Annotated in this window: 25 protein-coding genes; 11 read left to right on the plus strand and 14 right to left on the minus strand. The window is 65.6% G+C overall.

Annotation, left to right across the window (positions count from 1 at the left end):
* Positions 1-140: 140 nt before the first annotated feature.
* Positions 141-1,217, plus strand: coding sequence for a tetratricopeptide repeat protein (locus SSO01S_RS11035; protein WP_066798746.1), 1,077 nt, complete (start codon positions 141-143; stop codon positions 1,215-1,217).
* Between the two features lie 9 nt (positions 1,218-1,226).
* On the opposite strand, the gene SSO01S_RS11040 is transcribed toward SSO01S_RS11035, so the two are convergent.
* From SSO01S_RS11040 to SSO01S_RS11050, 3 genes are read right to left on the minus strand one after another with little or no spacing between them, the layout of a single operon-like run.
* Positions 1,227-1,619: a DoxX family protein gene (locus tag SSO01S_RS11040; protein ID WP_066798747.1), complete on the minus strand. Its 393-nt coding sequence runs from the start codon at positions 1,617-1,619 to the stop codon at positions 1,227-1,229.
* A 32-nt stretch (positions 1,620-1,651) separates the two neighbouring features.
* Complete coding sequence (locus SSO01S_RS11045; RefSeq protein ID WP_066798748.1) at positions 1,652-2,200, minus strand: SRPBCC domain-containing protein; 549 nt, start codon at positions 2,198-2,200, stop codon at positions 1,652-1,654.
* Positions 2,193-2,540, minus strand: coding sequence for an ArsR/SmtB family transcription factor (locus SSO01S_RS11050; RefSeq protein ID WP_066798749.1), 348 nt, complete (start codon positions 2,538-2,540; stop codon positions 2,193-2,195). The genes SSO01S_RS11045 and SSO01S_RS11050 overlap by 8 nt, the downstream gene beginning before the upstream one ends.
* A 131-nt stretch (positions 2,541-2,671) precedes the next feature.
* On the opposite strand from SSO01S_RS11050, the gene SSO01S_RS11055 reads away from it, so the two are divergent.
* The gene (locus SSO01S_RS11055; RefSeq protein WP_066798750.1) at positions 2,672-3,082 is read left to right on the plus strand and encodes a DUF1801 domain-containing protein; all 411 of its coding nucleotides are present in this window, start codon (positions 2,672-2,674) and stop codon (positions 3,080-3,082) included.
* 4 nt (positions 3,083-3,086) lie between these two features.
* Here SSO01S_RS11055 and SSO01S_RS11060 read toward each other — a convergent pair whose 3' ends face one another.
* The 5 genes from SSO01S_RS11060 to rlmN all read right to left on the minus strand — a co-directional run bounded on the left by SSO01S_RS11060 (position 3,087) and on the right by rlmN (position 7,863).
* Entirely contained in the window at positions 3,087-4,340 is a 1,254-nt protein-coding gene (locus SSO01S_RS11060) for an SAM-dependent methyltransferase (RefSeq protein WP_066798751.1), read from the minus strand.
* A 78-nt stretch (positions 4,341-4,418) separates the two neighbouring features.
* Positions 4,419-5,150, minus strand: a complete 732-nt coding sequence (locus SSO01S_RS11065; RefSeq protein WP_066798752.1) for a molybdopterin-dependent oxidoreductase — start codon at positions 5,148-5,150, stop codon at positions 4,419-4,421.
* Positions 5,147-5,821 (minus strand): cytochrome b/b6 domain-containing protein, encoded by a 675-nt coding sequence (locus SSO01S_RS11070; RefSeq protein WP_066798753.1) that lies wholly within the window; start codon positions 5,819-5,821, stop codon positions 5,147-5,149. Before SSO01S_RS11070 ends, SSO01S_RS11065 begins: the two co-directional genes overlap by 4 nt.
* Before the next feature lie 16 nt (positions 5,822-5,837).
* A complete protein-coding gene (locus SSO01S_RS11075; protein WP_066798754.1) occupies positions 5,838-6,587 on the minus strand; it encodes a sulfite exporter TauE/SafE family protein in 750 nt (249 codons plus the stop codon).
* A gap of 91 nt (positions 6,588-6,678) precedes the next feature.
* Positions 6,679-7,863 carry a dual-specificity RNA methyltransferase RlmN gene (gene rlmN, locus SSO01S_RS11080; RefSeq protein ID WP_157073749.1) on the minus strand — a complete coding sequence of 395 codons (1,185 nt, stop codon included), beginning with the start codon at positions 7,861-7,863 and terminating at the stop codon, positions 6,679-6,681.
* Positions 7,864-8,060: 197 nt separating this feature from the next.
* Here rlmN and SSO01S_RS11085 point away from each other — a divergent pair, with 197 nt between their 5' ends.
* The gene (locus SSO01S_RS11085; protein ID WP_066798755.1) at positions 8,061-8,408 is read left to right on the plus strand and encodes a DUF4168 domain-containing protein; all 348 of its coding nucleotides are present in this window, start codon (positions 8,061-8,063) and stop codon (positions 8,406-8,408) included.
* A 39-nt stretch (positions 8,409-8,447) separates the two neighbouring features.
* On the opposite strand, the gene SSO01S_RS11090 is transcribed toward SSO01S_RS11085, so the two are convergent.
* Together SSO01S_RS11090 and SSO01S_RS11095 are read right to left on the minus strand one after the other, a co-directional pair.
* Positions 8,448-8,906, minus strand: coding sequence for an invasion associated locus B family protein (locus SSO01S_RS11090; protein WP_066798756.1), 459 nt, complete (start codon positions 8,904-8,906; stop codon positions 8,448-8,450).
* On the minus strand, positions 8,903-9,577 hold the full coding sequence (locus SSO01S_RS11095; RefSeq protein ID WP_066798757.1) for a histidine phosphatase family protein: 675 nt from the start codon (positions 9,575-9,577) through the stop codon (positions 8,903-8,905). Before SSO01S_RS11095 ends, SSO01S_RS11090 begins: the two co-directional genes overlap by 4 nt.
* A 143-nt stretch (positions 9,578-9,720) precedes the next feature.
* Between SSO01S_RS11095 and SSO01S_RS11100 the strand changes: the two genes are divergently transcribed.
* From SSO01S_RS11100 to SSO01S_RS11110, 3 genes are all read left to right on the plus strand, one after another.
* On the plus strand, positions 9,721-10,320 hold the full coding sequence (locus tag SSO01S_RS11100; RefSeq protein ID WP_066798758.1) for an outer membrane protein: 600 nt from the start codon (positions 9,721-9,723) through the stop codon (positions 10,318-10,320).
* Positions 10,321-10,457: 137 nt separating this feature from the next.
* Positions 10,458-11,570, plus strand: coding sequence for a DNA polymerase III subunit beta (dnaN, locus tag SSO01S_RS11105; protein WP_066798759.1), 1,113 nt, complete (start codon positions 10,458-10,460; stop codon positions 11,568-11,570).
* 44 nt (positions 11,571-11,614) lie between these two features.
* A complete protein-coding gene (locus tag SSO01S_RS11110) occupies positions 11,615-12,373 on the plus strand; it encodes a Coq4 family protein (protein ID WP_066798760.1) in 759 nt (252 codons plus the stop codon).
* A gap of 4 nt (positions 12,374-12,377) precedes the next feature.
* Here SSO01S_RS11110 and SSO01S_RS11115 read toward each other — a convergent pair whose 3' ends face one another.
* Positions 12,378-13,088: a hypothetical protein gene (locus SSO01S_RS11115; protein WP_157073750.1), complete on the minus strand. Its 711-nt coding sequence runs from the start codon at positions 13,086-13,088 to the stop codon at positions 12,378-12,380.
* Positions 13,085-13,771 (minus strand): hypothetical protein, encoded by a 687-nt coding sequence (locus SSO01S_RS11120; RefSeq protein WP_066798762.1) that lies wholly within the window; start codon positions 13,769-13,771, stop codon positions 13,085-13,087. The genes SSO01S_RS11115 and SSO01S_RS11120 overlap by 4 nt, the downstream gene beginning before the upstream one ends.
* A 48-nt stretch (positions 13,772-13,819) precedes the next feature.
* Here SSO01S_RS11120 and recF point away from each other — a divergent pair, with 48 nt between their 5' ends.
* The 3 genes from recF (at position 13,820) to SSO01S_RS11135 (ending at position 18,074) form a co-directional block, all read left to right on the plus strand.
* The gene (recF, locus tag SSO01S_RS11125; protein ID WP_066798763.1) at positions 13,820-14,884 is read left to right on the plus strand and encodes a DNA replication/repair protein RecF; all 1,065 of its coding nucleotides are present in this window, start codon (positions 13,820-13,822) and stop codon (positions 14,882-14,884) included.
* Between the two features lie 50 nt (positions 14,885-14,934).
* On the plus strand, positions 14,935-17,505 hold the full coding sequence (gyrB, locus tag SSO01S_RS11130) for a DNA topoisomerase (ATP-hydrolyzing) subunit B (protein ID WP_066798764.1): 2,571 nt from the start codon (positions 14,935-14,937) through the stop codon (positions 17,503-17,505).
* Positions 17,506-17,654: 149 nt separating this feature from the next.
* Positions 17,655-18,074, plus strand: coding sequence for a septal ring lytic transglycosylase RlpA family protein (locus SSO01S_RS11135; RefSeq protein WP_066798765.1), 420 nt, complete (start codon positions 17,655-17,657; stop codon positions 18,072-18,074).
* Here SSO01S_RS11135 and SSO01S_RS11140 read toward each other — a convergent pair whose 3' ends face one another.
* Complete coding sequence (locus SSO01S_RS11140; RefSeq protein ID WP_066798766.1) at positions 18,075-18,905, minus strand: oxygenase MpaB family protein; 831 nt, start codon at positions 18,903-18,905, stop codon at positions 18,075-18,077.
* Positions 18,906-18,911: 6 nt separating this feature from the next.
* Positions 18,912-19,475, minus strand: coding sequence for a TMEM165/GDT1 family protein (locus tag SSO01S_RS11145; RefSeq protein WP_066798767.1), 564 nt, complete (start codon positions 19,473-19,475; stop codon positions 18,912-18,914).
* 286 nt (positions 19,476-19,761) lie between these two features.
* On the opposite strand from SSO01S_RS11145, the gene SSO01S_RS11150 reads away from it, so the two are divergent.
* Positions 19,762-20,787, plus strand: coding sequence for a L,D-transpeptidase family protein (locus SSO01S_RS11150; protein ID WP_066798853.1), 1,026 nt, complete (start codon positions 19,762-19,764; stop codon positions 20,785-20,787).
* 59 nt (positions 20,788-20,846) lie between these two features.
* Positions 20,847-23,519: a phosphoenolpyruvate carboxylase gene (gene ppc / locus SSO01S_RS11155; RefSeq protein ID WP_066798768.1), complete on the plus strand. Its 2,673-nt coding sequence runs from the start codon at positions 20,847-20,849 to the stop codon at positions 23,517-23,519.
* Positions 23,520-23,533: the final 14 nt, after the last annotated feature.

The following is a 23,533-nucleotide window of genomic DNA, read 5'->3' on the forward strand; positions in this document are numbered from 1 at the left end:
CCGGAACGTATTTTGGGGAACCGGCGCGCTCTAAGGTCAGCGGCCCCGGCGTGCAAGCAGCGCGCCTGTCAGGATTTGTAACTTGCTGGTGCCACCCCTTGCTGCAAGGTCGTGCAGGTTGACGGCGAAGGGGGCGGGTGATGCGGATCGGCGGGATTTTGTTTGCGCTGGCGCTGACAGCGGCGGGGACTTTGGGGGCGCTGGCCCAGGGAAAGGGCGTGCCGCTGCCCGATGCGACGCGGCAATATTACCAGCGGCAGAATTGCCACCAGGTCTATGACATGCTCGTCGCGCAGGACCGCGGGGGCAGCCGGCTGAACGACGCCGACGCCGCCTGGGCCAAGGTCTATGAGGAGAATTCGGGGACCGGCAAGCCGTGCCCCGCACCCCCCGAGGCGCTGGCGAAGCGCGCGTCGAACCGCACCGTCGCCACCGCGCAGGGCATCGACAAGATCGCGGGCTATGCCGAGAAGGACGACCCCGCCGCCTTGTACGAGATCGCGCTGGTCGCGATCCAGGGCGGCACCAAGGAAGTCACCCCGCAACAGGGCCTGAACATCCTGAGAAAGGCCGCGGAGATGGGCGACCCTTCCGCCAACTACCAGCTTTCGCAGCAATATTTCGTCGGCAATATGGGCAAGCCGCAGGATTATGCCGGGGGGTTGCCCTGGCTGCTCAAGGCGGCGGAGGCGAACCATGTCGACGCGATCTTCCAGGCCGGCGCGCTCTACGCCAACGGCTTGGGCGTGAAGAAGGACATGGCGAAGGCGTTCGGCTTCTTCCGCCGGGCCGCCGAGCAGGGGCATGTCTTTGGCACCTATCTCGCCGCGCAGATGGCGAATGAAGGCGCGGGCGTGAAGAAGGACCATGCGCTCGCCTATCGGCTGGGCCGCAACCTGGCCGAGGCAGGCGAGACATCGGGCGCGATCTTCGCGGCGAGCGCGCTACTCCAGATGAAGGACGTCAAGAAGCACCAGGACGAGATCCTCTACTGGATGGATCGCGCGCACCGCGAAGGCGCCGACGACATCAAGGCGCATATCAACAAGCTGCGCCCGCAGGTCGTCGCGGTGTTCAACAAGATGAACGCGCCGCCCGAATATCGCCCGCGCGAGCGCAAGGCGTGCCCGATGAAGACGGTTTGCTACGTCAACCAGTTCACGCGCGTGCAGCAATGCACGACCAACAAGGATTATTGGAGCGACTGCGACGGGTGACGGACTGGCTCAGACCTCGCGCCGCTGCATCGGAATCAGGCTGCGTACCACGGGACTTCTGAGCCAGATCGAGCCCCACAGGATCACACCGGCATAGCTGCCGAACAATATGTGACTGAATAGCGGGCTGTTCTGCTGCGCCTGTATCGCGATCGCGCCGCCGAAATATCCGGTCAGAAGGATGGCGCCCAGCACGCGGGTGACCGGGACCAGATAGGCCAGCATCGCGAGCGCGAGCACCCCGCCGAGCAGCCGCGTGGCAGGCGCGGAGAAACCAAGCTCCGCGGTGGCCGAAATCGCCACCTCGGCGCCAGCAAGCTTCAGCCCGGCATCGAGCATGAGAAACGCTGCGAGGAGCGCCATCAGCACGCCGCCGATATGGTTCGATCGGATTTCCTGCATTCTATCCCCCCAATGATGCGACGCCCGTCGTGTCAGGCCATTGTTCCGCCACCGGCGAGCGGCACGCGGGACAATGGCCAGTCCGCGACGCGGCACCGCCTCGGCGTCATCAGGCTCATGATCGGGCTCATCCGCAGCATCATTCGCCCGCCGAACGTCGGCCGCCCGGTCTCGACCACGGCCTTCAGATTATCGACGATATACTGGCCGCTCTTCGACATCTTGGCGGTCTTAGTGCCAGCCAGCGCCTGCGACGTGAGCGTCAATTCGGTGCCGCCCGCTACCTCGACAAGCTCATAGGTCGTCCGAGCAGGTGGCTCATCGGATACCATCGCGAAATTGATCGCGTGGGAAAAGCGATGCGGCGGCGAGAATTCCAGCACCTCGCCATAGGCGATGACATGCTTGCCGTCCTTTGACACCATCCGCATGGGCTTGCCAACGTGAAGGCCATCCTCGGTCTGGCAGGTGGCCCCGAACAGGAAGGGCAGCACCTCATCGGTTTGGACCAAGATATTCCACACGGTCTCGATCGGCGCGGCGATCACCACCCGCCACATCTGGCGATCAAACTCATCCATCGGGTCGTCCTTTCCCGGCAGCGCTTTCCGCCGCCTGCTTGATGCGAGGGAGATGCCCCGCCCAGTGGCCGCTGAACTCGTCGGTCCAGCGCTCGTAGATCATCCGGATGGGCGTAGCGTTGAGGTACAGCTGGCGGGTGGTTCCCGCCTTCTTACTGATGATCAGCCCAGCCCGCTCCAGAACCGTGAGGTGGTTCATGATCGCGATTCTGGTGACGTCGAAATTCGCCGCGAGCAGGCCCACCGCAATGCCCGGCTTCTGCCCGACCAAGTCGAGAATCCGCCGCCGATGCGCGTGCGAGAGCGCATGAAACACGCCATCCATTTCGTCATCCGTCATAATGTAATTACTATCTTACATATGGCGTGAGTCAATGGGCTTCGCGCTTGCGCATAGGTGCATCACTGATAAGCCAAGCGTGGCGCCGGATTGATCAACGAGCCGGCCGCGAAGCGATCGGAGAAACCGCGATGGCTGAAACCAAGACGCTGCCGACCGATGCCAGCGTGGACGGATTCCTCCAAAGCGTTGCCCATCCAGTGCGGCGGGCGGACGGCACGGCCCTGCTGGCGCTGATGGAGCGCGTGACCGGCGAGCGGGCCGTGATGTGGGGGCCAAGCATCGTGGGCTTTGGCAGCTATCACTACCGATATGCCAGCGGGCATGAGGGCGACATGTGCAAAATCGGCTACAGCCCGCGCGCAGCCGAGCTGGTGCTCTATGTCGGCGGATTTGCCGAATATGACTCGCTGCTCGACCGGCTGGGGAAGCACCGCCGCTCCAAGGCGTGCCTCTATGTAAAGAAGCTCGCCGACGTGGACATAAGCGTGCTGGAGGAGATCGTCCGCCGATCGTTCGAGACCGACACGCCGGGCTGCTGAACCCTCAGGCGAACAGCTTCTCGCGCACCGGCGCATCGCCACGCAACGCCTCCTCCGCATCGCGCATATAATCGCGGGTCAGCGGCAGCGCGTCGCGCGAACGCGAGAATTGCAGCTGATAATTGACCAGCCCGCCATGCCGGAAGCTGACGATGCAGCCGGCGAGATAGAAGCACCACATGCGGAAGAAGCGTGCGTCATACAGCGCGGTGATCTCACGCTCGGCGGCAAGCGTGCGCGCGTACCAATGCTCGAGCGTCATCGCATAATGGAGGCGCAGCACCTCCACATCGGTGAGGAAGAAGCGCAGCCCTTCATAGCCGCGCGCAATCTCGCTGAGCGCGGGAATATAGCCGCCGGGGAAGATATATTTCTGGGTGAAGGCGTCGGTGACGCCCGGCGGGCCGGCGCGCCCGATCGTGTGGAGCAGCATCACGCCTTCCGGGGTGAGCAATTCGCGGCATTTGCGGAAGAAGGTGCGGAAATAATGCGTGCCGACATGCTCGAACATGCCGACCGATACGATCCGGTCGAACTGGCCGGTGACATGGCGATAGTCGATCAGCTCGAACCGGACCTTGTCCGCGACGCCCGCATCGGCTGCGCGCTGGCGGGCAACCGCGAGCTGCTCTTCGGACAAGGTGATGCCGAGCACTTCCGCGCCCGTCTTTTCGTGGAGGTAGAGCGCCATGCCGCCCCAGCCGCAGCCGATATCGAGGACGCGCATCCCCGGCTCCAGTGCCAGCTTGGCGGCGATATGCGCCTTTTTGTCGGCCTGGGCCTGTTCAAGGCTGTTGGCGGGATCGGTGAAATAGGCGCAGCTATATTGGCGATCCTTGTCGAGCAAGAGATCGTAGAGCCGCCCCGACAGATCATAATGATGCGCGACATTGCGCTTCGAGCGGCGCGCCATGTTCACCCGCCCGATGCGGTGCGCGACCCAGCCGAGCGCGCGGCTGGCCAGTCCGGCGCGGAGCGCGGCATCGCCTTCCTCCCAGCGATTATTGGCGGCGAAGAGCGTGACCAGCGCGAGGATATCGCCGCGCTCGATCGTCAGGCCACCATCCATAAAGGCCTCGGCCGCGCCGAGCGCGGGATCGCGCAGGATCCGCCCGGCCACGCCAGGCGCGAGACGCATCGTTACGCCGGGGAATTCGGGATCGGGGGCACCGAAGCGCCGCACCGTGCCATCGGCATGGATTACTTCAAGTTCGCCGCGCCGGATCGCGCGCTCAAAAAACCGGTCAATCAACGCCATAAGCAGCCGTAGCTCCCAACCAGCGCCCCCCGGCTCACAGAGACATAGGCCGGTTATGTGTCGGCGCAATATCCCGGATCAGATCCCGGCATACCATTCATAGCCGTTGGTATCTTCCCAGAACCCGCCCTTGCCCTGGCCGACGCCAGCGAGCGAGGCGACGGCTTCGATGCGCATCAGATATTTGGCGTGCTTGTAGCCGAGCTGGCGCTCGACGCGCAGGCGCAGCGGCGCGCCATGGCCGATATTGAGAGTGCGATCGTTGAGCGCCCAGGCGAGGATCGTCTGGGGATGGAAGGCATCCACGAGATCGATCGATTCATAATAAGGCAGCGCGCCGAAGCGATCGGCGCAGTGGAAGACCAGGTAGCGCGCAGTGTCTCGCAGGCCCGCCAGGCGGAGCAAGGTTGCCAGTTGCGGCCCCTGCCATTTGCCGATCGCGCTCCACCCCTCGACGCAATCGTGCCGGGTGATCTGCGCGCGCTGGGGAAGCGACTGGATCTGGGGAAGGCTGAGGCTGAGCGGCCGCGCGACGAGGCCGTCGACCCGCAGCCTCCAATCGGCGAAGCGGTTTGCGGCGAGCGCATAATATTCGGGTGTATTGGGGTTCGCGGTGCCGTTCACCCGGAAGATCGGGCTGCGTTGATCGGGGCGATATTGCTTCGCCAGCGCCGCGCGCCCCGTGATCGATCGCTGGAGGAACCGGTTTGCATCATCGGCGCTGAGCAGCACCGGGCTGTCGGTGAACGAATCGCATCCGGCGAGCATCACCGTGCCGGTGCCGAGGATAAGTGTGCGCCGGGTGATCATTCCGGCACCTTCCACCAGCCGGTGATCATCGAGCGGATCTCGTTGATCGTGCCGGCGAGGAAGACGAGCGCGAGGTGGATAACGATGAATCCGCTCATCGCCGCCATCGCGATGAAATGCACCGATCGCGCCGATTGGCGGCCGCCGAACAGGTCGATCAGCCAGGGCCACATGCCGGGCGCCATGGCGAGGCCGGAAAGGATAAGCAGCGGCAGCAGGACGAAGATGACGCCCGCATAAGCGATCTTCTGGAAGATATTATAGGCGCGCGGATTTTCGGGATCGTGGAAGCGCAGGCCCCAATGCGCCCTCGCGTCCCCGGCCAGATTGGCGGGCGAAAGCTCGGCGGCCCGGATGCGCAGGTCGCGCTGGAAATGGCGGTTGGCGAGGCTCCAGATCATGAAGATCAGCAGCCCGAAGGCGAGCACCAGCGCGAAGAAGAGATGCCAGTGCCGCGCGCCTGCCAGGCTGTAATAAGAGGGGATCGTCATCCAGCCCGGCCAGCGCGGCAATTCGAGCCAGGCGGGATCGAAATTCGCGCCATATTGCCCCCAATAGAGCCGGGGATGCGCGTTGAAGATCATCAGGCCGGATCCGATCAGCACCATCACGGAAAAGGCGTTCAGCCAGTGCCAGATGCGCGTGATCAGCCGGTGGCGATAGACCTGCATTCGGCCATCTATCGCATTATCCGTAGGCGCGCACAAAGAATACCAAGGTAGTAGCCCCGGTGACGAGCAGGGTCCATGCGCGCACCAGCCAGTGGGGCAGCGTCTTGCCCACCCGCGCGCCGAGCCAGCCGCCGATGATGCCGCCCGCGAGCATCGGCAGGCACGCCCACCATTTGACCAGTCCCGTGGCGATGAAGACGAAAGCGGCGGCAAGGTTTGCAGTGGCGAGCATCAGCGTGCGGATCGCGAAGAGCGAGCGGGGGTGCGCACCGGCGAGAAGGCCATATACCGCGGTGGTGATCAGCCCGACGCCGCCGCCGAAATAGCCGCCATAGATGCCGAGCATGCTCTGCGCGGCGATCAGCGTGCGCCGCCCGATGGTGACGCGCGCGTGCAGCCAATCCGATGCGCTCTTGCCGAAGCACATCACGGCGAAAGCGAAGAGCAGCAGCCAGGGGATGATGAGATCGAAGGCTCGGCTGGGGGTGACCGCGAGCAACACGCTGCCGATGAGCCCCCCGGCAAAGGTGATGATCGCGAGCGTTTTGACCGAAAGGCCGCTGATCGGCGCGAGTTCGTCGCGATAGGCCAGCGCGCTCGCCCCCGCGCCGGGGAGCAAGGCGACGTTCGACGTGGCGTTCGCGACATTGGAGGGAAGGCCCAGTGCGATCAAGGCGGGCAAGGTCGCGAAGGTGCCCCCTCCCGCCAGCGCGTTCATCGCACCGCCGACCATGCCGGCAGCAAAAGCGAGGAAGAGCAACTCCATCAGATCGTCGCCCCGGCGAACGCCAGGGTCTCAGGCCGCGCGTGCGAACCGTGTGGCACGAGATCCCGGCTCTCGCCGGGACGACGGTTGCTCATCCGAGCGCCGCCAGCTTCTCTTCCGCCTGACGATCGAGCTCGGCGCGGCTCTTCTTCTCGGCAGCGGTCTTGAGCTGGCCGCAGGCGGCGTCGATATCGCGGCCACGCGGCGTGCGCGTGGGGGCCGAGATGCCGGCTTCGAAGATGATGTTCGAGAAAGCGCGGATCCGCTCCGGCGTGGAGCATTCATAGGGTGCGCCGGGCCAGGGGTTGAACGGGATCAAATTCACCTTGGCGGGCAGATCGTAAAGCTTGAGCAGGCGGACGAGCTCGCGCGCGTCTTCGTCGCTGTCATTCTTGTCCTTGAGCATCACATATTCGAACGTGATGCGCCGGGCATTGTTGGCACCGGGATAATCGGCGCAGGCCTGAAGCAACTCCTCGATCCCGTATTTGCGGTTGAGCGGCACGATCTCATCGCGGACTTCCTTGGTGATCGCGTGGAGCGACACCGCGAGATTGACGCCGATCTCTTCGCCCGCGCGGGCCATCATCGGGACGACCCCCGAGGTGGAAAGCGTGATGCGGCGCTTGGAGAGCGCGAGGCCATCACCATCCATGACGAGCTTCAGCGCATCGCGGACATTGTCGAAATTATAGAGCGGCTCGCCCATGCCCATCATCACGATATTGGTGAGCATGCGGCCCTCGGGCTGCGAAGGCCATTCGCCGAGCGCATCGCGCGCCAGCATCACCTGACCGACAATTTCAGACGGCTCAAGGTTGCGGACAAGGCGCATCGTGCCGGTGTGGCAGAAACGGCAGTTGAGCGTGCAGCCCACCTGCGACGACACACATAACGTGCCGCGATCCGCATCGGGGATGAACACCATCTCGTAATCCTGCCCGTCGGGCGAGCGGAGCAGCCATTTGCGCGTACCGTCGGTCGAGACCTGCGCCTCGACCACCTGCGGGCGCGAGATCACGAAGCGATTGGCCAGCCAGGGCTGCATCGTCTTCGAGATATCGGTCATCAGCGAGAAATCGGTGACGCCGCGATTATAGATCCAGTGGAAGAGCTGCTTGGCGCGCAGCTTGGCCTGCTTGGGCTCAAGCTGCGACGTTTCCAGCGCCATGCGCAATTCGAGCTTGGACAGGCCGAGCAGGTCGATCCGGCCATCGGGACGTGCGACGCGTGCCCGCGGAACGGGCACGGGATCGATGTGCCCGGGAATGGGCATAAGGGCGGCCGACTCTGTTTGCATGGCCGCCACATAGGGGATTTCGCCCGGCTTTTCCACCCATTGGCAAGGAGCCGCGCTGCCAGACAAGGGACTGCGTCCATCGCGCGAATGCCACGGGGCAACGCCTTGGCGGTTGCCCTGCCTGACGCGCCGCCCCCAGCTTATGCGCGGGGGCACCCCAATTGGAGTAGGATATGCAGTTTCTTTCATCGATAGCGCTGGCAGCGGCGCTGATATCGGCGCCCGTCGCGTTCGCGCAGACGGCACCCCAGGCAGCGCCGGCCACCACGCCATCCGCAGCACAGGCAGCCCCGGTGACCGATGCCGAAGTCTCGCAATTCGCCACCGCAGCGGTGGCGGCGGGCAAGATCAACGCGGATGCCGCCGTTCCCGCTGCGGACAAGACCGCCAAGATCGTCGAGGCGATCACCGCCACGGGCCTGACCGCCGAGCGCTTCAACGAGATTGCGAAGGCGGTGCAGGCCGATCCGGCGCTGGAGAAGCGCGTCCAGGACGCTGCGAAGCAATTGCCCGCAGGCTGACCGATCGGGCGGCGGTGCGATCGCCGCCCTGCTTCCCGGCTAGCGCCCGGCGCACCCCAGCGCAGCCGCGTCGATCGCGGTGGCCGCGCCCTTGAGGGCATAGGTGTCGGCAAAGGGTGCGCCATTGGCCGCCACCGTCTCGACGCTCATGCTGCGGCCCGATCGGATCGCGGCGACCACTGCGGCATCGGTGCGCGCGTCGGGGGCCCAGGCATCGGCATCGCCCGCCTTCAGCTCGAACCGGCGCTCGCCGATCGACAGCGTCACCCGCGCATTCGCTGCGCGGGCACGGCTGAGGCGGATGTGGAGCTGATTGCGCACGCCGTCGCGCGGCCAATTGGCGATGCTGGCGAAGGGCTGCGACGCGCTGTGCCTCTCCACCGGCTTGGCGATCGCATAGCAGCGAAGCGGCGGAGCATCGCGGAACGCGCCCCAGCCGCCATAGGTGCCGAGCGCATCGCGGGGGAGCAGCGCAAGGATCAGCGCGAGTGCGATCATGCCGGTGCGGAGTTCCGGCCGCTGCCGGTATGCACGATAGTCTCCACCCCCTTCTCGATCATCACGACCGAACCCTGCGGCAGATCGCGCGCGACCGGCGCGTCGAATCGCGGCGAAACTTCCAGCCCCGTCATCACGCCGCGCAGCACCCGCGAAGACATTCCGTGCATGATCACCAGCCGGTCTCCTGGATCGTCATCGGTGTCTACCAGCCAGGAAGTGACGCGGACCGCAATCTCGTCATACCATTCGCCGCCGGGCGGGCGGCGCGTGTAAAGGCCCTGCGCCATATCGAGGAAGCCGTTCTCCTCGCTCGCCAGATCGGCATAATAGCGCCCGCTATACTCGCCCATGCCGATCTCGATCAGCCGATCGTCGTGCCGCGCCTGATGCCAGTCGAGCTCGAGATGCTCCGCGATGATCGCCAGCGTCTGCAGCGCGCGGCCGGCGCTGGACGACCATAGGGTGAGCTTTGGGCGAGGTCCGAGAATCGCGCGGAGCCCCTCGCCCATCGCATCGGCCTGGGCGAATCCGGCGCGGGTGAGCGGCGTATGCGGATGATGGCCCTGCATTCTTCTGGCGAAATTGAAAACGGTCTCGCCGTGGCGTGCGATAAAATCGCGGCCGCGCCTCTGGGACGGATCACGGGGCAGGGCTGGCTTGGAATCCATCGCCGCTGTTTCAAGCCCCTGTTGCGGGAATGCAACGCTTTTCCTTGTTGTCTGAGGTTCATGAAACATGGGCCGGAGAGTGCCTATTTATGCCCCGACCCGTGCAGTTTGGCGGGCCAGTTTGAGTACCCAAGGAGTTAGTTATGCGTACGAAGTTTATCGCCGCCGCCCTCATCGCATCGTCGGCCGTGGCAGCCCCCGCCTTCGCACAGGACGCCGCGCCGTTCACCGGTCCGCGCGCCGAAGCGATCGTCGGCTGGGATCATGTCAGCGACGATTCGCTCAATGGCGGTTCGCGCGATGGCGTCGTCTATGGCGGCCAGATCGGCTATGATTTCCAGGCCGGCAACGCCGTGATCGGCGTCGAGGGCGAAGCCACCGGCGCGACCACCAAGAACACCGCGAACGGCGTGCTGGTCGCAGGCGACACGCTGCGCACCAAGGCAGGCCGCGATCTGTATGTCGGCGCGCGCGTCGGCTTCACGGTTGGCGAGAATGCGCTGATCTACGCAAAGGGCGGCTACACCAATGCGCAGTTCAAGAACGAGTATCGCTCGGCCGTGACCAACCTTGACGACCGCGACAATGTCGACGGCTGGCGTCTCGGCGCGGGCGCCGAAGTCAAGCTGAACGACAAGGTCTATGCCAAGGCCGAATATCGTTACTCCAAGTATGATTCGGACTCGGCCAATGTCGATGCGAAGCGCCACCAGGTGCTCGCAGGCGTCGGCGTTCGCTTCTAAAGCGCAAAACACGGCAAATATGCTGTGAACAGAAGGGCCGGGGCGCTTGCTCCGGCCCTTTTTGCCGTTAATGTCGTCCCCCAAATCTAGGCCCAGCCAAGCTGGATTCGGGCAGTTTCGGCCCCGGGGGTTTACACATGAAGGCGACGATCGAACGCGCAACTCTGTTGAGGGGCCTCAGCCACGTCCAGTCCGTGGTCGAGCGGCGCAACACGATCCCGATCCTCTCCAACGTGCTGATCGAGGCGCAGGCTTCGGGCGCGCTGCGGCTGATGGCGACCGATCTGGACCTGCAGATCGACGAGACGATCCCGGCGGCGGTGGACCAGCCGGGCGCTACTACCATTTCGGCGCACACTTTGTTCGACATCGTCCGCAAGCTGCCCGAGGGCTCACAGGTCGAACTGAGCGCCGCAGAAGGCCGCATCACGGTCAATGCCGGGCGCGCCAAGTTCACGCTGGCGACGCTGCCGCGCGACGATTTCCCGATGATCGCCGAGGGCGAGCTGCCGACGACGTTCGAGCTGCCGGCCGAAACGCTGAAGCAGATCATCGACAAGACGCGCTTCGCAATCTCGACCGAAGAGACGCGCTATTATCTGAACGGCATCTTCCTGCACGTGGCGGACGAGGCGACTCCGATGCTGCGCGCCGCCGCGACGGACGGGCACCGCCTGGCGCGCGTGACCGTGGCGCGCCCCGATGGTGCCGAATCGATGCCCGACGTGATCATTCCGCGCAAATGCGTCGCGGAGCTGCGCAAGCTGCTCGACGAAGTGGACGGATCGGTCGGCGTATCGCTCTCAGCCTCCAAGATCCGCTTCGACATGGGGCAGGCGATCCTGACCTCGAAGCTGATCGACGGCACCTTCCCCGATTACAGCCGCGTCATCCCGACCGGCAATGACAAGATCCTGAAGATCGACCCAAAGAGCCTGATGGAGGGCGTGGATCGCGTATCGACCATCGCCACCGAAAAGACCCGCGCGGTCAAGATGGCGCTGGATCGCGACAAGGTGGTCCTGTCGGTCACCAGTCCCGAAAACGGCGCGGCGGCGGAAGAAGTGCCGGGCGATTATATCGCGGCAGGCTTCGAGATCGGCTTCAACAGCCGCTATCTGATGGACATTCTCGCCCAGATCGAAGGCGACATGGTGGAAGTCCATCTGGCCGACGCCGCCGCTCCGACGCTGATCCGCGAGAACGACGCCTCGCCCGCGCTGTACGTGCTGATGCCGATGCGGGTGTAATCGCTCACTATTGACATTAATGTAAGTAGCCGTATTTTATCTGCATGGCTACGCAACTGGCACCTGTACCGTTCAATCCCGGCGTTCCGATGAAGCGCGAATGGGGCACTGCCCTGAGCGCGCTCAGGCGGCTGCTCGCCAATGGCGATGATACCGAGCAGGTCTTCAAGATCATGCGCGCGCTGAACGGCGACGTGACGCAGCGCAATTATCGCAAGCTGCTGACCGTGCCGGGCGGCGGGGCGATCGCGTACAAGCGCGTCGAATTGGCCGAGCGGCTGACCGACCGCGCCTGGATCGACAGCTTTGCCGAGGGCACCGTTGGTGCGGCCTATCGCAACTTCCTCGATTCGACCGGCTATTCGGCGGACGGACTCGTCGAGCTGAGCATGGGCGAGTTCGGCGACGCCGATGCCGAGCATCCCTATACCTGGATGGGACGCCGCGAGCGCGACATCCATGACCTGTGGCACGTGCTCACCGGCTATCAGGCCGACGAGCATCTGGGCGAGGCATGCCTCGTCGCCTTTTCCTATGCGCAAACCGGCGGTCTTGGCTGGGGCTTCATCGCGCTCGGCGCGGCGCTCAAGAGCCTGCGTGTTACCGGCAGGGCCGATTTCCTCAAGGCGGTGACCGAAGGCTATCGCCGCGGCAAGCAGGCCAAGTGGCTGCACGGCGAGGATTATGAGGCGTTGATGGCGGAGCCGCTGGACGCGGCGCGCCGCCGCCTGAATATCGCAGAGCCGGTGCGGTATCAGATCGCGCAGGCGAGCCTGGCTGCGGCGGGGCTGAAGGGTATCTGAGCGCTCAGGGGAGCGGGGCTATGTCCGTTCCCGTCACCGGCATGCCCGACGCCGCCATGAACTCGGCAGCGCTGACGGGCGGCGCGGGCAGATCGAAGCGCTTGGGGTCGATTTTGGCGTAGCTGACCGACTGAAGCTCGGTCTTACCGATCCCCAACGGCGCGCCCTTGGCCGCGAGATCGAGCGCCAACAGATGAAATCCACTACCCGGCGGCGCAAACACACTCATCGCCGGCTCTGCCAACCCAACGATCCGCTGAAACAGCACGCCGATCGGCTCCAACTTTGGGTCTGCACTCAGGACCAACTCAAGCATCTCGCCGGGCCGCCCATCGGCTTCCCGCTCCGGCCCGAACGCCCACCGGGTTCCGGCGAAACCGGCGATCGATGCATCGCCCCGGGATGTGAGGACGAACTTATCCGGAGTCTGTCCCTCCGGCATTGCCACTCCGCTGAACATACCCGAAACCAGCGACATCAAATCCGCAAGGTTGACGACCTTGGTGTCACCCGTCGCCTCTTTGATAACGGCATAGTCCACACCGCCACGGCGGATGATGCTGAACTTGTCAGCGAAATCGATTCGCGCATTCCCGCCATCGTCTATCGCGACAATCAACTCCGTCTTGCCCGCCGCATAGCGGGCGGTGACGTCCGCCAGCGCCGGCAAGGGCAGCAGCGCGAGGAGCAGGGCAAAAAGCAGGCGCATGATCATTCCTTTGGCTGCACGCGGAGCCGGGAGCGGAGCGCATCGCGGCCGAGAAGGGGCTGGGGAAGCGCGAACATCGCGGCAGGGATCGGCGCCCTGTCGATCGTCTCGAGCTTCAGTATCTGGTTGAATCGCAGCACCGCGCCTTTCTCGAACAGCGCGATCATCGCTTTCCCGAAATTGCCGGGGCCGCCCGTGGCGGTGCTGTTTCGGACTATCGCGAAACGGGTCTGCATCGCGAGTGCGCGGCCGAGCGGAGCGAGCGCGGGATCGCTGCTGACGACTCCTTCGAACGACGCAAGCGACGGCACTTCGCGGGGATGCCCCATCCAGAGCCGGCCCTTCACGCCGGCAACCGACTCCGTGCCCGCTTCGCTAAGGGCATATTCGGGCTGCGTGGGCGGGCCGGTGATCGCGGGCTGATCCTCGCCGAACAGCGCCAGCGCGTCCTCGATCGTCGCGCTGAAATTGCCCGCGGCATCGTGGAGCACGACATATTCCCGATCGCCCTTGCGCAGGAACAGCGTGTCGCCCGCCGATACGCGCGCATCGCCATTGGCGGCGCTCATCACGACCAGCGCGGGCTGCCCCTCGCGCAGATAGCGCGCGGTCATGTCCTCCGGCGCGGCGGGCGCGCAGGCCGCGAGCAGCAAAAGGGCGAGGAGCGCGCGGATCACGAGCGCGATCATCCGCGAAGCGCTGTCCGGCGGCAAGAGGCTGCGCTAGGGAGGGCCACAATGGCCATCACCCGCCTCGTCCTGACCGATTTCCGCAACCATGCCGATGCCGTGCTGACGCCGGGGCCGGGCTTCGTGGTGCTGACCGGCGAGAATGGCGCGGGGAAGACCAACATATTGGAGGCCGTGTCGCTGCTCGCGCCGGGCCGGGGGCTGCGCCGCGCGGCGCTGGGCGAGATGCCGCGCCAGGGCGGCGGTGGCGGGTTCGGTGTGGCGGCCGAACTGGGCGCGGGTGTCGCGATCGGCACCGGCGTGCAGCCGAGCGCGCCCGAGCGGCGGCTGGTGCGTATCAACGGCGCGGCAGCCTCTGCCACCGCGCTGGCCGAATGGCTGACGGTGCTGTGGCTGACGCCCGCAATGGACCGGCTGTTCGTCGAAGGGCCGGGCGAGCGCCGCCGTTTCCTCGACCGGCTGACGCTGGCGCTGGCGCCCGGCCATGCGCATCATTCGGCGCGCTATGAAGCAGCGATGCGCCAGCGCAACCGGCTGCTTGCCGGTGACGCGCCCCCCGACGCTGACTGGCTCGCCGCGCTGGAGGCGCGCATGGCCGAGCATGGCGCGGCGATCGATGCGGCACGGCGCGAGGCGGTGAGCCTGCTCGGCGAGCGGCTGGCCGATCAGCCCGAGGGTGCCTTTGCCCGGGCCGCGCTGATGCTCGAAGGCTGGCAGGGCGATGCAACGCAACTGGCGCGCGAGCTGGGCGAAGGCCGCCGACGGGATGCGGCGGCGGGCCGGGCGCTGGCCGGGCCGCACCGCGCCGATTTGATCGTCACTCATGTGGCGAAGAACCAGCCGGCGAATCTCTGCTCGACCGGCGAGCAAAAGGCGCTGCTGCTGGGACTCGTCCTCGCCCATGCCGAACTGGTGGGGGAGCGGATCGGGCGCGCGCCGATCCTGCTGCTCGACGAGGTGGCGGCGCATCTTGATCCGCTCCGCCGCGCCGCGCTGTTCGAGCGGCTGGCGGGCGCGGGACAGGTGTGGATGACGGGCACCGAGCCCGAATTGTTCAACGCGGTTCCGGGCGATGCGACGCGATACCGGGTCGCGGACGGAAAGCTGGGCTGAAAGGGCCTGAAACACCCATTTTGCTTTCGTTTTGCCCTCTGCGACCCTATATGCTCGGCATGGCAAATCCCGACGACCAGACCCCCGAAAACACCCCCAATTCGAACAGCTACGGCGCCGACTCGATCAAGGTCCTGAAGGGCCTCGACGCGGTCCGCAAACGGCCGGGCATGTATATCGGCGACACCGACGATGGATCGGGCCTGCACCACATGGTGTTCGAGGTCTCGGACAATGCCATCGACGAGGCGCTGGCCGGGCATTGCGACAAGATCATCATCCAGCTCAACGCCGACGGATCGGTCTCGGTCGAGGATAATGGCCGCGGCATCCCCACCGGCATCCATGCCGAGGAGGGCGTTTCGGCGGCCGAGGTCATCATGACCCAGCTCCATGCCGGCGGTAAGTTCGAGAATACCAGCGACGACAATGCCTATAAGGTCTCGGGCGGCCTCCACGGCGTGGGCGTTTCGGTGGTCAACGCGTTGTCCGAATGGCTCGATCTCAACATCTGGCGCGACGGCGAGGAGCATTACATGCGCTTCGCTTATGGCGACGCGACCGCGCCGCTCAAGGTGATCGGCAAGGCGCCCGAGGGCAAGAAGGGCACGCGCGTGACCTTCCTCGCCTCGACCGAGAAGACACCCGGCGATGGCGGCACCTTCAAGAACCAGATCGAATATGATTTCGACAAGCTCGAGCATCGCTATCGCGAGCTGGCTTTCCTCAATTCGGGCGTGCGCCTGTTCCTGCGCGACGCGCGGCATGAGGAAGTGAAGGAAGTCGAGCTATATTATGAAGGCGGCATCGCCGCGTTCGTGAAGTGGCTCGATCGCAACAAGACGCCGCTTATGCCCGATCCGGTGGCGATCGCCGGCACGCGAGACGATGTGACGATCGACGTCGCGCTGGAGTGGAACGACTCCTATTACGAGAACGTCCTGTGCTTCACCAACAACATCCCGCAGCGCGACGGCGGCACGCATCTGGCGGCGTTCCGCGCAGCGCTGACCCGCACGATCAACAATTATGCCGACAAGTCGGGCCTGCTCAAGAAGGAGAAGGTGACGCTCACCGGCGACGATATGCGCGAGGGGCTCACCGCGATCGTCTCGGTCAAGCTGCCCGATCCGAAGTTCAGCTCGCAGACCAAGGACAAGCTCGTCTCGTCCGAGGTGCGCCAGCCGCTCGAAAGCCTGATGGCCGACAAGCTCGCGGAATGGCTTGAGGAAAACCCGCAAAATGCGCGCCTGATCATCCAGAAGGTGATCGACGCCGCCGCTGCGCGCGAGGCCGCCAAGAAGGCGCGCGAGCTGACCCGGCGCAAGGGCGTGATGGATATCGCCAGCCTGCCCGGCAAGCTGGCCGATTGCCAGGAGCGCGATCCGGCCAAGTCCGAACTGTTCCTGGTCGAGGGTGACTCCGCAGGCGGATCGGCCAAGCAGGGCCGCGACCGCCATTTCCAGGCGATCCTTCCCCTGCGCGGCAAGATCCTGAACGTCGAGCGCGCCCGCTTCGACCGGATGCTGTCGAGCCGCGAGATCGGCACATTGATCCAGGCCATGGGCACCGGCATCGGGCGCGACGACTTCAACCTCGAAAAGCTGCGCTACCACAAGATCGTCATCATGACCGACGCCGACGTGGACGGCGCGCATATCCGCACGCTGCTGCTCACCTTCTTCTATCGCCAGATGCCCGAGATCATCGAGGCCGGGCATCTCTATATCGCGCAGCCGCCGCTCTATAAGGCAACCAAGGGCCGCAGCGAGGTGTATCTGAAGGACGATGGTGCGCTCGATCAGTATCTGGTCGATGCCGGTGTCGGCGGGACGCTGCTCGATACGCAGGGAACGCAGCGTTCGGGCGAGGATCTGCGCACGCTGGTGGAGCATGCGCGCCGGATGCGCACGCTGATGCGCTATGTGCCGCGCCGCTATTCGGCCGACATCATCGAAGTGCTGGCGCTCGGCGGCGGGCTCGATCCCGCGGCATCGCGCGAACAGCGCGGCGAAAGCCTCAAGACCACGATCACCCGGCTCGATGCGGCGGACCCCGAAGCGCGCTGGTCGGCACGGATTACCGAGGACGGCGGCTATCATTTCGAGCGTCGCTGGCGCGGCGTGAGCGACCATCATATCGTGGAAGCGGCATTCCTGGCCTCGGCGGAAGCGCGCAAGCTCCATGCGCTGGCCGCGGAACAGGCTGCGGCCTATCTCGTGCCGTCGAAGCTGGTCTCGGCCAAGACCGCGCTGACCGAGACCGAAGCCGCGCTCGCCGCCGAAGCGGTGGCTGCCGACGAGGGCGAAGAAGCCGAAGCACCGGTGACCGCCGCCAAGGGCGAGACGTTGGTTTCGCGCCCGAGCCAGTTGCTCGATGCGATCCTGGCGTTCGGGCGCAAGGGGCTCGCGATCCAGCGCTACAAGGGCCTTGGCGAAATGAACGCCGAGCAGCTCTGGGAAACCACGCTCGATCCGACGAACCGCTCGATGCTGGTGGTCCAGGTCGATCAGGCCGACGTCGCCGACGAGATCTTCACCCGCCTGATGGGCGATGTGGTCGAGCCGCGCCGCGAGTTCATCCAGGAGAATGCGCTCAGCGTCGCGAATCTCGACGTCTGACAGGGACGCGCGCCGAACCCCGGTTCGGCGCTGCTTTCCGTTCCAAAATCGTCGGCTCGTCGCCTCGCCTGCACCGCGTGTCGCGGTTCGGGCGGTCGCGGCTTGGGACTTTCGGCCGTTCTGCTGCATGAGCGCCCCGGGAGGCGGAGATGGGGCGTTTGGCATTTCGACTGACGATGCTGGCAGCGGCCGCGCTTTGCGCCGGAACCGCTTCGCACGCACGCGCGCCCGGTCTTGAAAGCCCCGACCTCGCTATCAGCACCGGCACGGCGAGCTATTATGCCGACCGTTTTAGCGGCAAGCGCACCGCGAGCGGCGAGGCCTATGATCCGGAGGACTTCACCGCCGCGCACCGTTCGCTGCCCTTTGGCACGCGCGTGCGCGTCACCGACATGGCGAGCGGGCGCAGCGTGGTCGTGCGGGTCAATGATCGCGGGCCATGGGGCAAGGGCCGGCTGATCGATCTGTCGCGCGCCGCCGCGCGCGAACTGGGCTTGATTCAGCGCGGCCATGCACAGGTGCAACTCGATCCCGCGACATCCGGCGGCATCGACGATCCCACCGACTGACTAGCGGAACGCCCAGCGAAACACCCCGGCCATGCCCGCAGTGCCGGTGCGCACCATCGGTCGGGTGAGCAAGGGCGCGGACAGGCCGTGCATCGCGCGCGCCCAGGGCGGCAGCAGATCGACCGCAGCCTGGAAGATCATCTTCTGCGCAGGCCGGGCCGCCAGGCTGGGCGCGGGCTGCTCCAGCACCAGCCGGGCGACTTCGCGGGTGCGCGAATCGGCGCGAAGCTCGGGCCGCATCCCGCAGATCAGCGCCTCCGCCTCGGCACGGCTGCGGGGGACCGGATCGGCACCAAGCTTCTCGGCGATGATCGCGAACTCCGCAAAATAGCGATCCTGATCCGCCATCGTCATGCGCGGCTCAGCATAGCGGATCCACGCATCAAGGAAGCACATCGCCTCTGTGACATGCACCCAGGCGAGCAGGCGCGGATCATCCGCAGCATAAGGAGTGCCATCTGGTAGCACGCCCTTCACGCGGGTGTGCACTTCGCGAACCTTCTGGATCGCGGATTCGGCGGCTTCGCGCGAATCATAGCCGGTGACGGCGATGAACCGCGCGGTGCGCCGGAGCCGGCCCAGCATGTCCTGGCGAAACGCCGAATGATCCCAGACTCCGGCGAGCACCGCCGGATGGAGCATCTGGAGCAGCAGCGCCGAAACCCCGCCGACCATCATCGTCACCACATCGCCATGGACACGCCAGCACACCGATTGCGGGCCGAACAGGCCATCGGGCTGGCGCACCACCGGGGTCTCGCCCCTCGCCTGATCGTTGAAGGTCTTGCGAACCTGCGCGATCAGCATGCGCTTGATGGGATTGGGCGGCATCGCCCCTTAACCTAGCGCCTCCCAGATCGTCCACAAGCCGAGCACGAAGAACAGCAAGGCGGCCGCGCGGCGGACCCAGTCGAAATTGACCTTCGCCAGCAAGCGATTGCCGAGCAGGACGACCGGCGCGTTTGCGATCATCATGCCGAGCGTCGTTCCCGCCGTCACCGCAACCACATCGTCGAAGCGCGCACCCAGCGCGATCGTCGCGATCTGGGTCTTGTCGCCCATTTCCACGAGGAAGAAGACGACCAGCGTAGTGAGGAAGGCACCGTAACGCGGGGTATCCTGCTCCTTCTCGTCGAGCTTGTCGGGCACCAGGGTCCACGCCGCCATGGCGATGAAGGAGAGGCCGACCGAGGCGCGGAACCAGGGGCTCGCCAGCCAACCTGCGGCAACCGTGCCAAGCAACGCAGCCAGGAAATGGTTGGCGAGCGTCGCCACCAGAATGCCCACGATGATCGGCCCCGGCTTGCGAAAGCGCAGCGCGAGGACGGCCGCGAGCAGCTGCGTCTTGTCGCCCATTTCGGCGAGCGCAACCAAGCCGAGCGAAGAGAGAAAGGCTTCCATGTGAATTCCCGGGTCAGGCAAATGGACACGACGGCACCGCTCTCCCCGCCCGACCCGAACGCGAAAGCCAATGCCATCGGTCTCGCCTGAAAGCGGTTCCCGCTTCCCGCGCGCGCCACGGTGTCTCCACCGAGTATGTTGACGCTGCGCTCCGCCGAAAGTCGGCGGCGGCTACTCCCCGAAGGACAAGGGGCCTCTAGGGGCGGCATCCGGCACCGTCAATCCACGCGCTTTGATTCCACACCCGCAATGGTTAATGTTCGGCACACGCAACGGGGGATTCGCCATGCTCAGGTCCAGACGTAGCCGTGCGTTGATCCTTGCCGCGTCGGTGACGCTGCTGGCAACTGCCGGCGCAGCGCAGATGCAGCCGCTCGATGCGGGCAATGTCATGGACGCCGTCGCACGGCTGAAGCCCGGCCAATATATCTGGGCGCCCGATATCGCGCCGGAGGGGCCGATGCTCGTGGTGGTCAATATCGCGACCCAGCGCCTGATCGCCTATCGCAACGGCGTCCCGATCGCCGTATCGACCGTATCGACCGGCAAGCCGGGCCACCGCACGCCGCTGGGCGTGTTCCCGATCCTGCAAAAGGCGAAGCATCACCGTTCGAGCAAATATTCGAACGCGCCCATGCCCTATATGCAGCGGCTGACCTGGTACGGGATCGCGCTGCACGGCGGCCCCCTGCCCGGCTATCCCGCCTCGCACGGCTGCATCCGATTGCCGCACGATTTCGCGCCTTTGCTGTTCGGCGCGACCGAGCTCGGCATGACCGTGGTAATCGTGAACCAGCCCGCCGAATTGCGCATCGCGCCGACGCCGCAACTGACGCGGCAGGCCCCGCCGGGACCGGCAGTGTGGCATCCCGAGCGCTCGCCCAGCGGGCCGGTATCGATCGTGGTGAGCGCGGCGGACCGCCGCATGGTGGTGCTGCGCAACGGGATCGAGATCGGATCGGCCCCCGTGACGTTCGAAGGGGTGATCGACCGGGTGCAGGCCTATGTGCTGCGCGATGTGGTGGGCAGCGATTATCGCTGGGCGAAAGTGCCGCTGCCCGGCCAGTCTTCCGCCGTGGCCCATGACATGTCCGCCCAGGCCGCCGGTCGCTTCCAGGGCAGTGATCCGTTTCGCCGCGCGCTCGCTGCCGTGGTCGGCCCCGGCACGACGATGGTGGTGATCCCAGATACCCTTGGCATGAACGATAAAGCAGGAATTGCGCCGCAGCAGATGGCGGTGATCGAAGACGAGCCGGGCGTTGTCGGATGGCTGGACGATGAAGAATTGAGCCCGGGTTCGCCCGTTCGCTAGGAACCAAGGACCGCATAACTTTGTTGACCCGCGTTCCTATTGCGGTGCAGCAATCGATTATGGCCAGTCTCGCGATCGCAAATAATCCTGACGTCCGCTTTCTGGGCAAGCTGCTCGGTGACGTCATTCGCGCTTATGGCGGCGAGGAACTGTTCAAGCGCATCGAATATATCCGTGCGACATCGGTGGACCGCGCGCGTGGCGTGGCGGGGGCTGGCGCGATCGATCGCGGACTCGACCGGTTGAGCCTCGACGAGACGCTCGATTTCACCCGCGGCTTCATGCTCTTCTCGATGCTCGCCAACCTTGCCGAGGATCGGCAGGGCGTGGCGGCCGAGGCGGACGCGGACCTGGGGGGCGCGCTGGCCCGGCTGGCGAGCGAAGGCATCGGGCACAATGCGGTGATGCAATTGCTCGAACAGGCGCTGGTGGTGCCGGTTTTGACGGCGCACCCCACCGAAGTGCGCCGCAAATCGATGATCGACCACAAGAACCGGATCGCCGAGCTGATGCAGCTCAAGGATCTGGGGATGGAAGAAACCGAGGATGGCGACCGGATAGACGAAGCGATCACCCGCCAGATCGCCCTGCTCTGGCAGACGCGTGTGCTGCGGCGCGAAAAGCTGGGCGTCGCCGACGAGGTCGAGACCGCGCTTTCCTATCTGCGCGACATATTCCTGCCGGTGATGCCCGCGCTCTACGCGCGCTGGGACCGGGCGCTAGGGGAACGTGCGCCGAGCTTCCTCAAGGCCGGAAGCTGGATCGGCGGCGACCGCGACGGCAATCCCTTCGTCACCGCCGAATCGATGCGGCTGGCGCTGGCCCGGTCGGCGGAGGCGGTGCTCGGCTATTATCTGGGCGCGGTGCATGCGCTGGGGGCGGAGCTGTCGATCTCCACCGAGCATGTGACGGTGAGCGACGCGGTGCTGGCGCTGGCGGATGCCAGCCATGACGAGGCAAAGAGCCGCGCCGACGAACCCTATCGCCGCGCGCTTTCGGGCATCTATGCAAGGCTATCAGCGACGCACCAGGCGCTGACCGGCAAGCCTGCGCCGCGCCCCGCGCCGCTTGCCGCGGAGCCCTATCCCAGCCCGGCCGCGTTTCGCGACGAGCTGGTTATCGTGGCGCGGGCGCTTGCCGACGAGGGCAATGGCCCGCTCGCCACCGGGGGCGCGCTGGGGCGGCTGATCCGCGCGGTCGAGACCTTCGGCTTCCATCTCGCCACGCTCGACATGCGCCAGAACAGCGCGGTGCATGAGCGCGTGGTCGCGGAATTGCTCAAGGCGGGCGGGGTCTGCGCAGATTATGCGTCGCTGGATGAGGACACCCGCGTCGCGCTGCTGCGCAAGGAACTGGAGAGCCCGCGCCTGCTGACCAGCCCCTATGCCGAATATAGCGAGGAAACCGCCAGCGAACTGGCGATCGTCCGCGAGGCAGCCGCGAGCCATGCCAAGTATGGCCGCGCCTGCATCACCCATTATATCGTCTCGATGGCGCAGTCGGTTTCCGACCTGCTCGAGGTCCATCTGCTGCTCAAGGAAGCCGGGCTCTATGTGCCGGGCGCCGAGCCGCGTGCAGACGTGATGGCGATCCCGCTGTTCGAGACGATCGCCGATCTGGAGGGCGCGCCGGCGATCATGGAAGGCTGGCTGGGCATCCCCGAAGTCGCACATATCGCCGCCGAACGTGGGCATCAGGAAGTGATGATCGGCTATTCGGATTCGAACAAGGACGGCGGATACCTGACCTCGACCTGGCAGCTTTCGCGCGGATCGACCGCGCTTAAGCCGGTGTTCGAAAAGGCGCATCTGGGAATGCAGCTCTTCCATGGCCGCGGCGGCGCGGTGGGGCGGGGGGGCGGATCATCGTTCGCGGCGATCCTCGCCCAGCCCAAGGGCACCGTGCAGGGCCGCATCCGCATCACCGAACAGGGCGAGGTGATCGCCGCCAAATACGGCACCCGCGAAAGCGCGATGACCAATCTGGAAGCCATGGCATCGGCCACATTGCTCGCGAGCCTCGAGCCCGAAAAGCTCGCCCCCGCCGATGCCGCGCGCTTCGGCGCGGCGATGGACCAGCTCTCGGACAGCGCGTTCAAGGCCTATCGCGGGCTGGTCTATGAGACCGAGGGATTCCGCCGGTTCTTTCGCCAGGCGACGCCGATCGCCGAGATCGCCGGGCTCAAGATCGGATCGCGCCCGGCGAGCCGCAAGAAATCCGACGCGATCGAGGATCTGCGCGCCATCCCCTGGGTGTTCAGCTGGGCACAGGCGCGGATCATGCTGCCGGGCTGGTACGGCGTGGGCGCGGCTTTCGACGCATTCGAGGACAAGGGGCTGCTCCGCGAGATGGCGAGCGCCTGGCCGCTCTTCGCCTCGACGCTCGCCAATATGGAGATGGTGCTCGCCAAGTCCGACATGGAGATTGCCGGCCATTATGCCGCGTTGGTCGAGGATGCCGGGCTGCGCGACGCGATCTTCGGCCAGATCCTGAGCGGCTGGCGGGCGACGCATGACGGGCTGCTCCAGATCACGCGCCAGACGCGATTGCTGGAAAAGCATCCCGGGCTGGAGACGTCGATCCGCCTGCGGCTGCCTTATATCGAGCCGCTGAACCTGCTCCAGATCGAGCTGCTCAAGCGCCACCGCGCGGGCGAGGACGATCCGCGCATCGGCGAGGGGATTTTGCTCTCGATCAACGCGATCGCGACCGCGCTGCGCAATAGCGGCTGATCGCGCTCCCCTCC

The organism is Sphingomonas soli NBRC 100801, assembly GCF_001591025.1.
Taxonomy (GTDB): domain Bacteria; phylum Pseudomonadota; class Alphaproteobacteria; order Sphingomonadales; family Sphingomonadaceae; genus Sphingomonas; species Sphingomonas soli.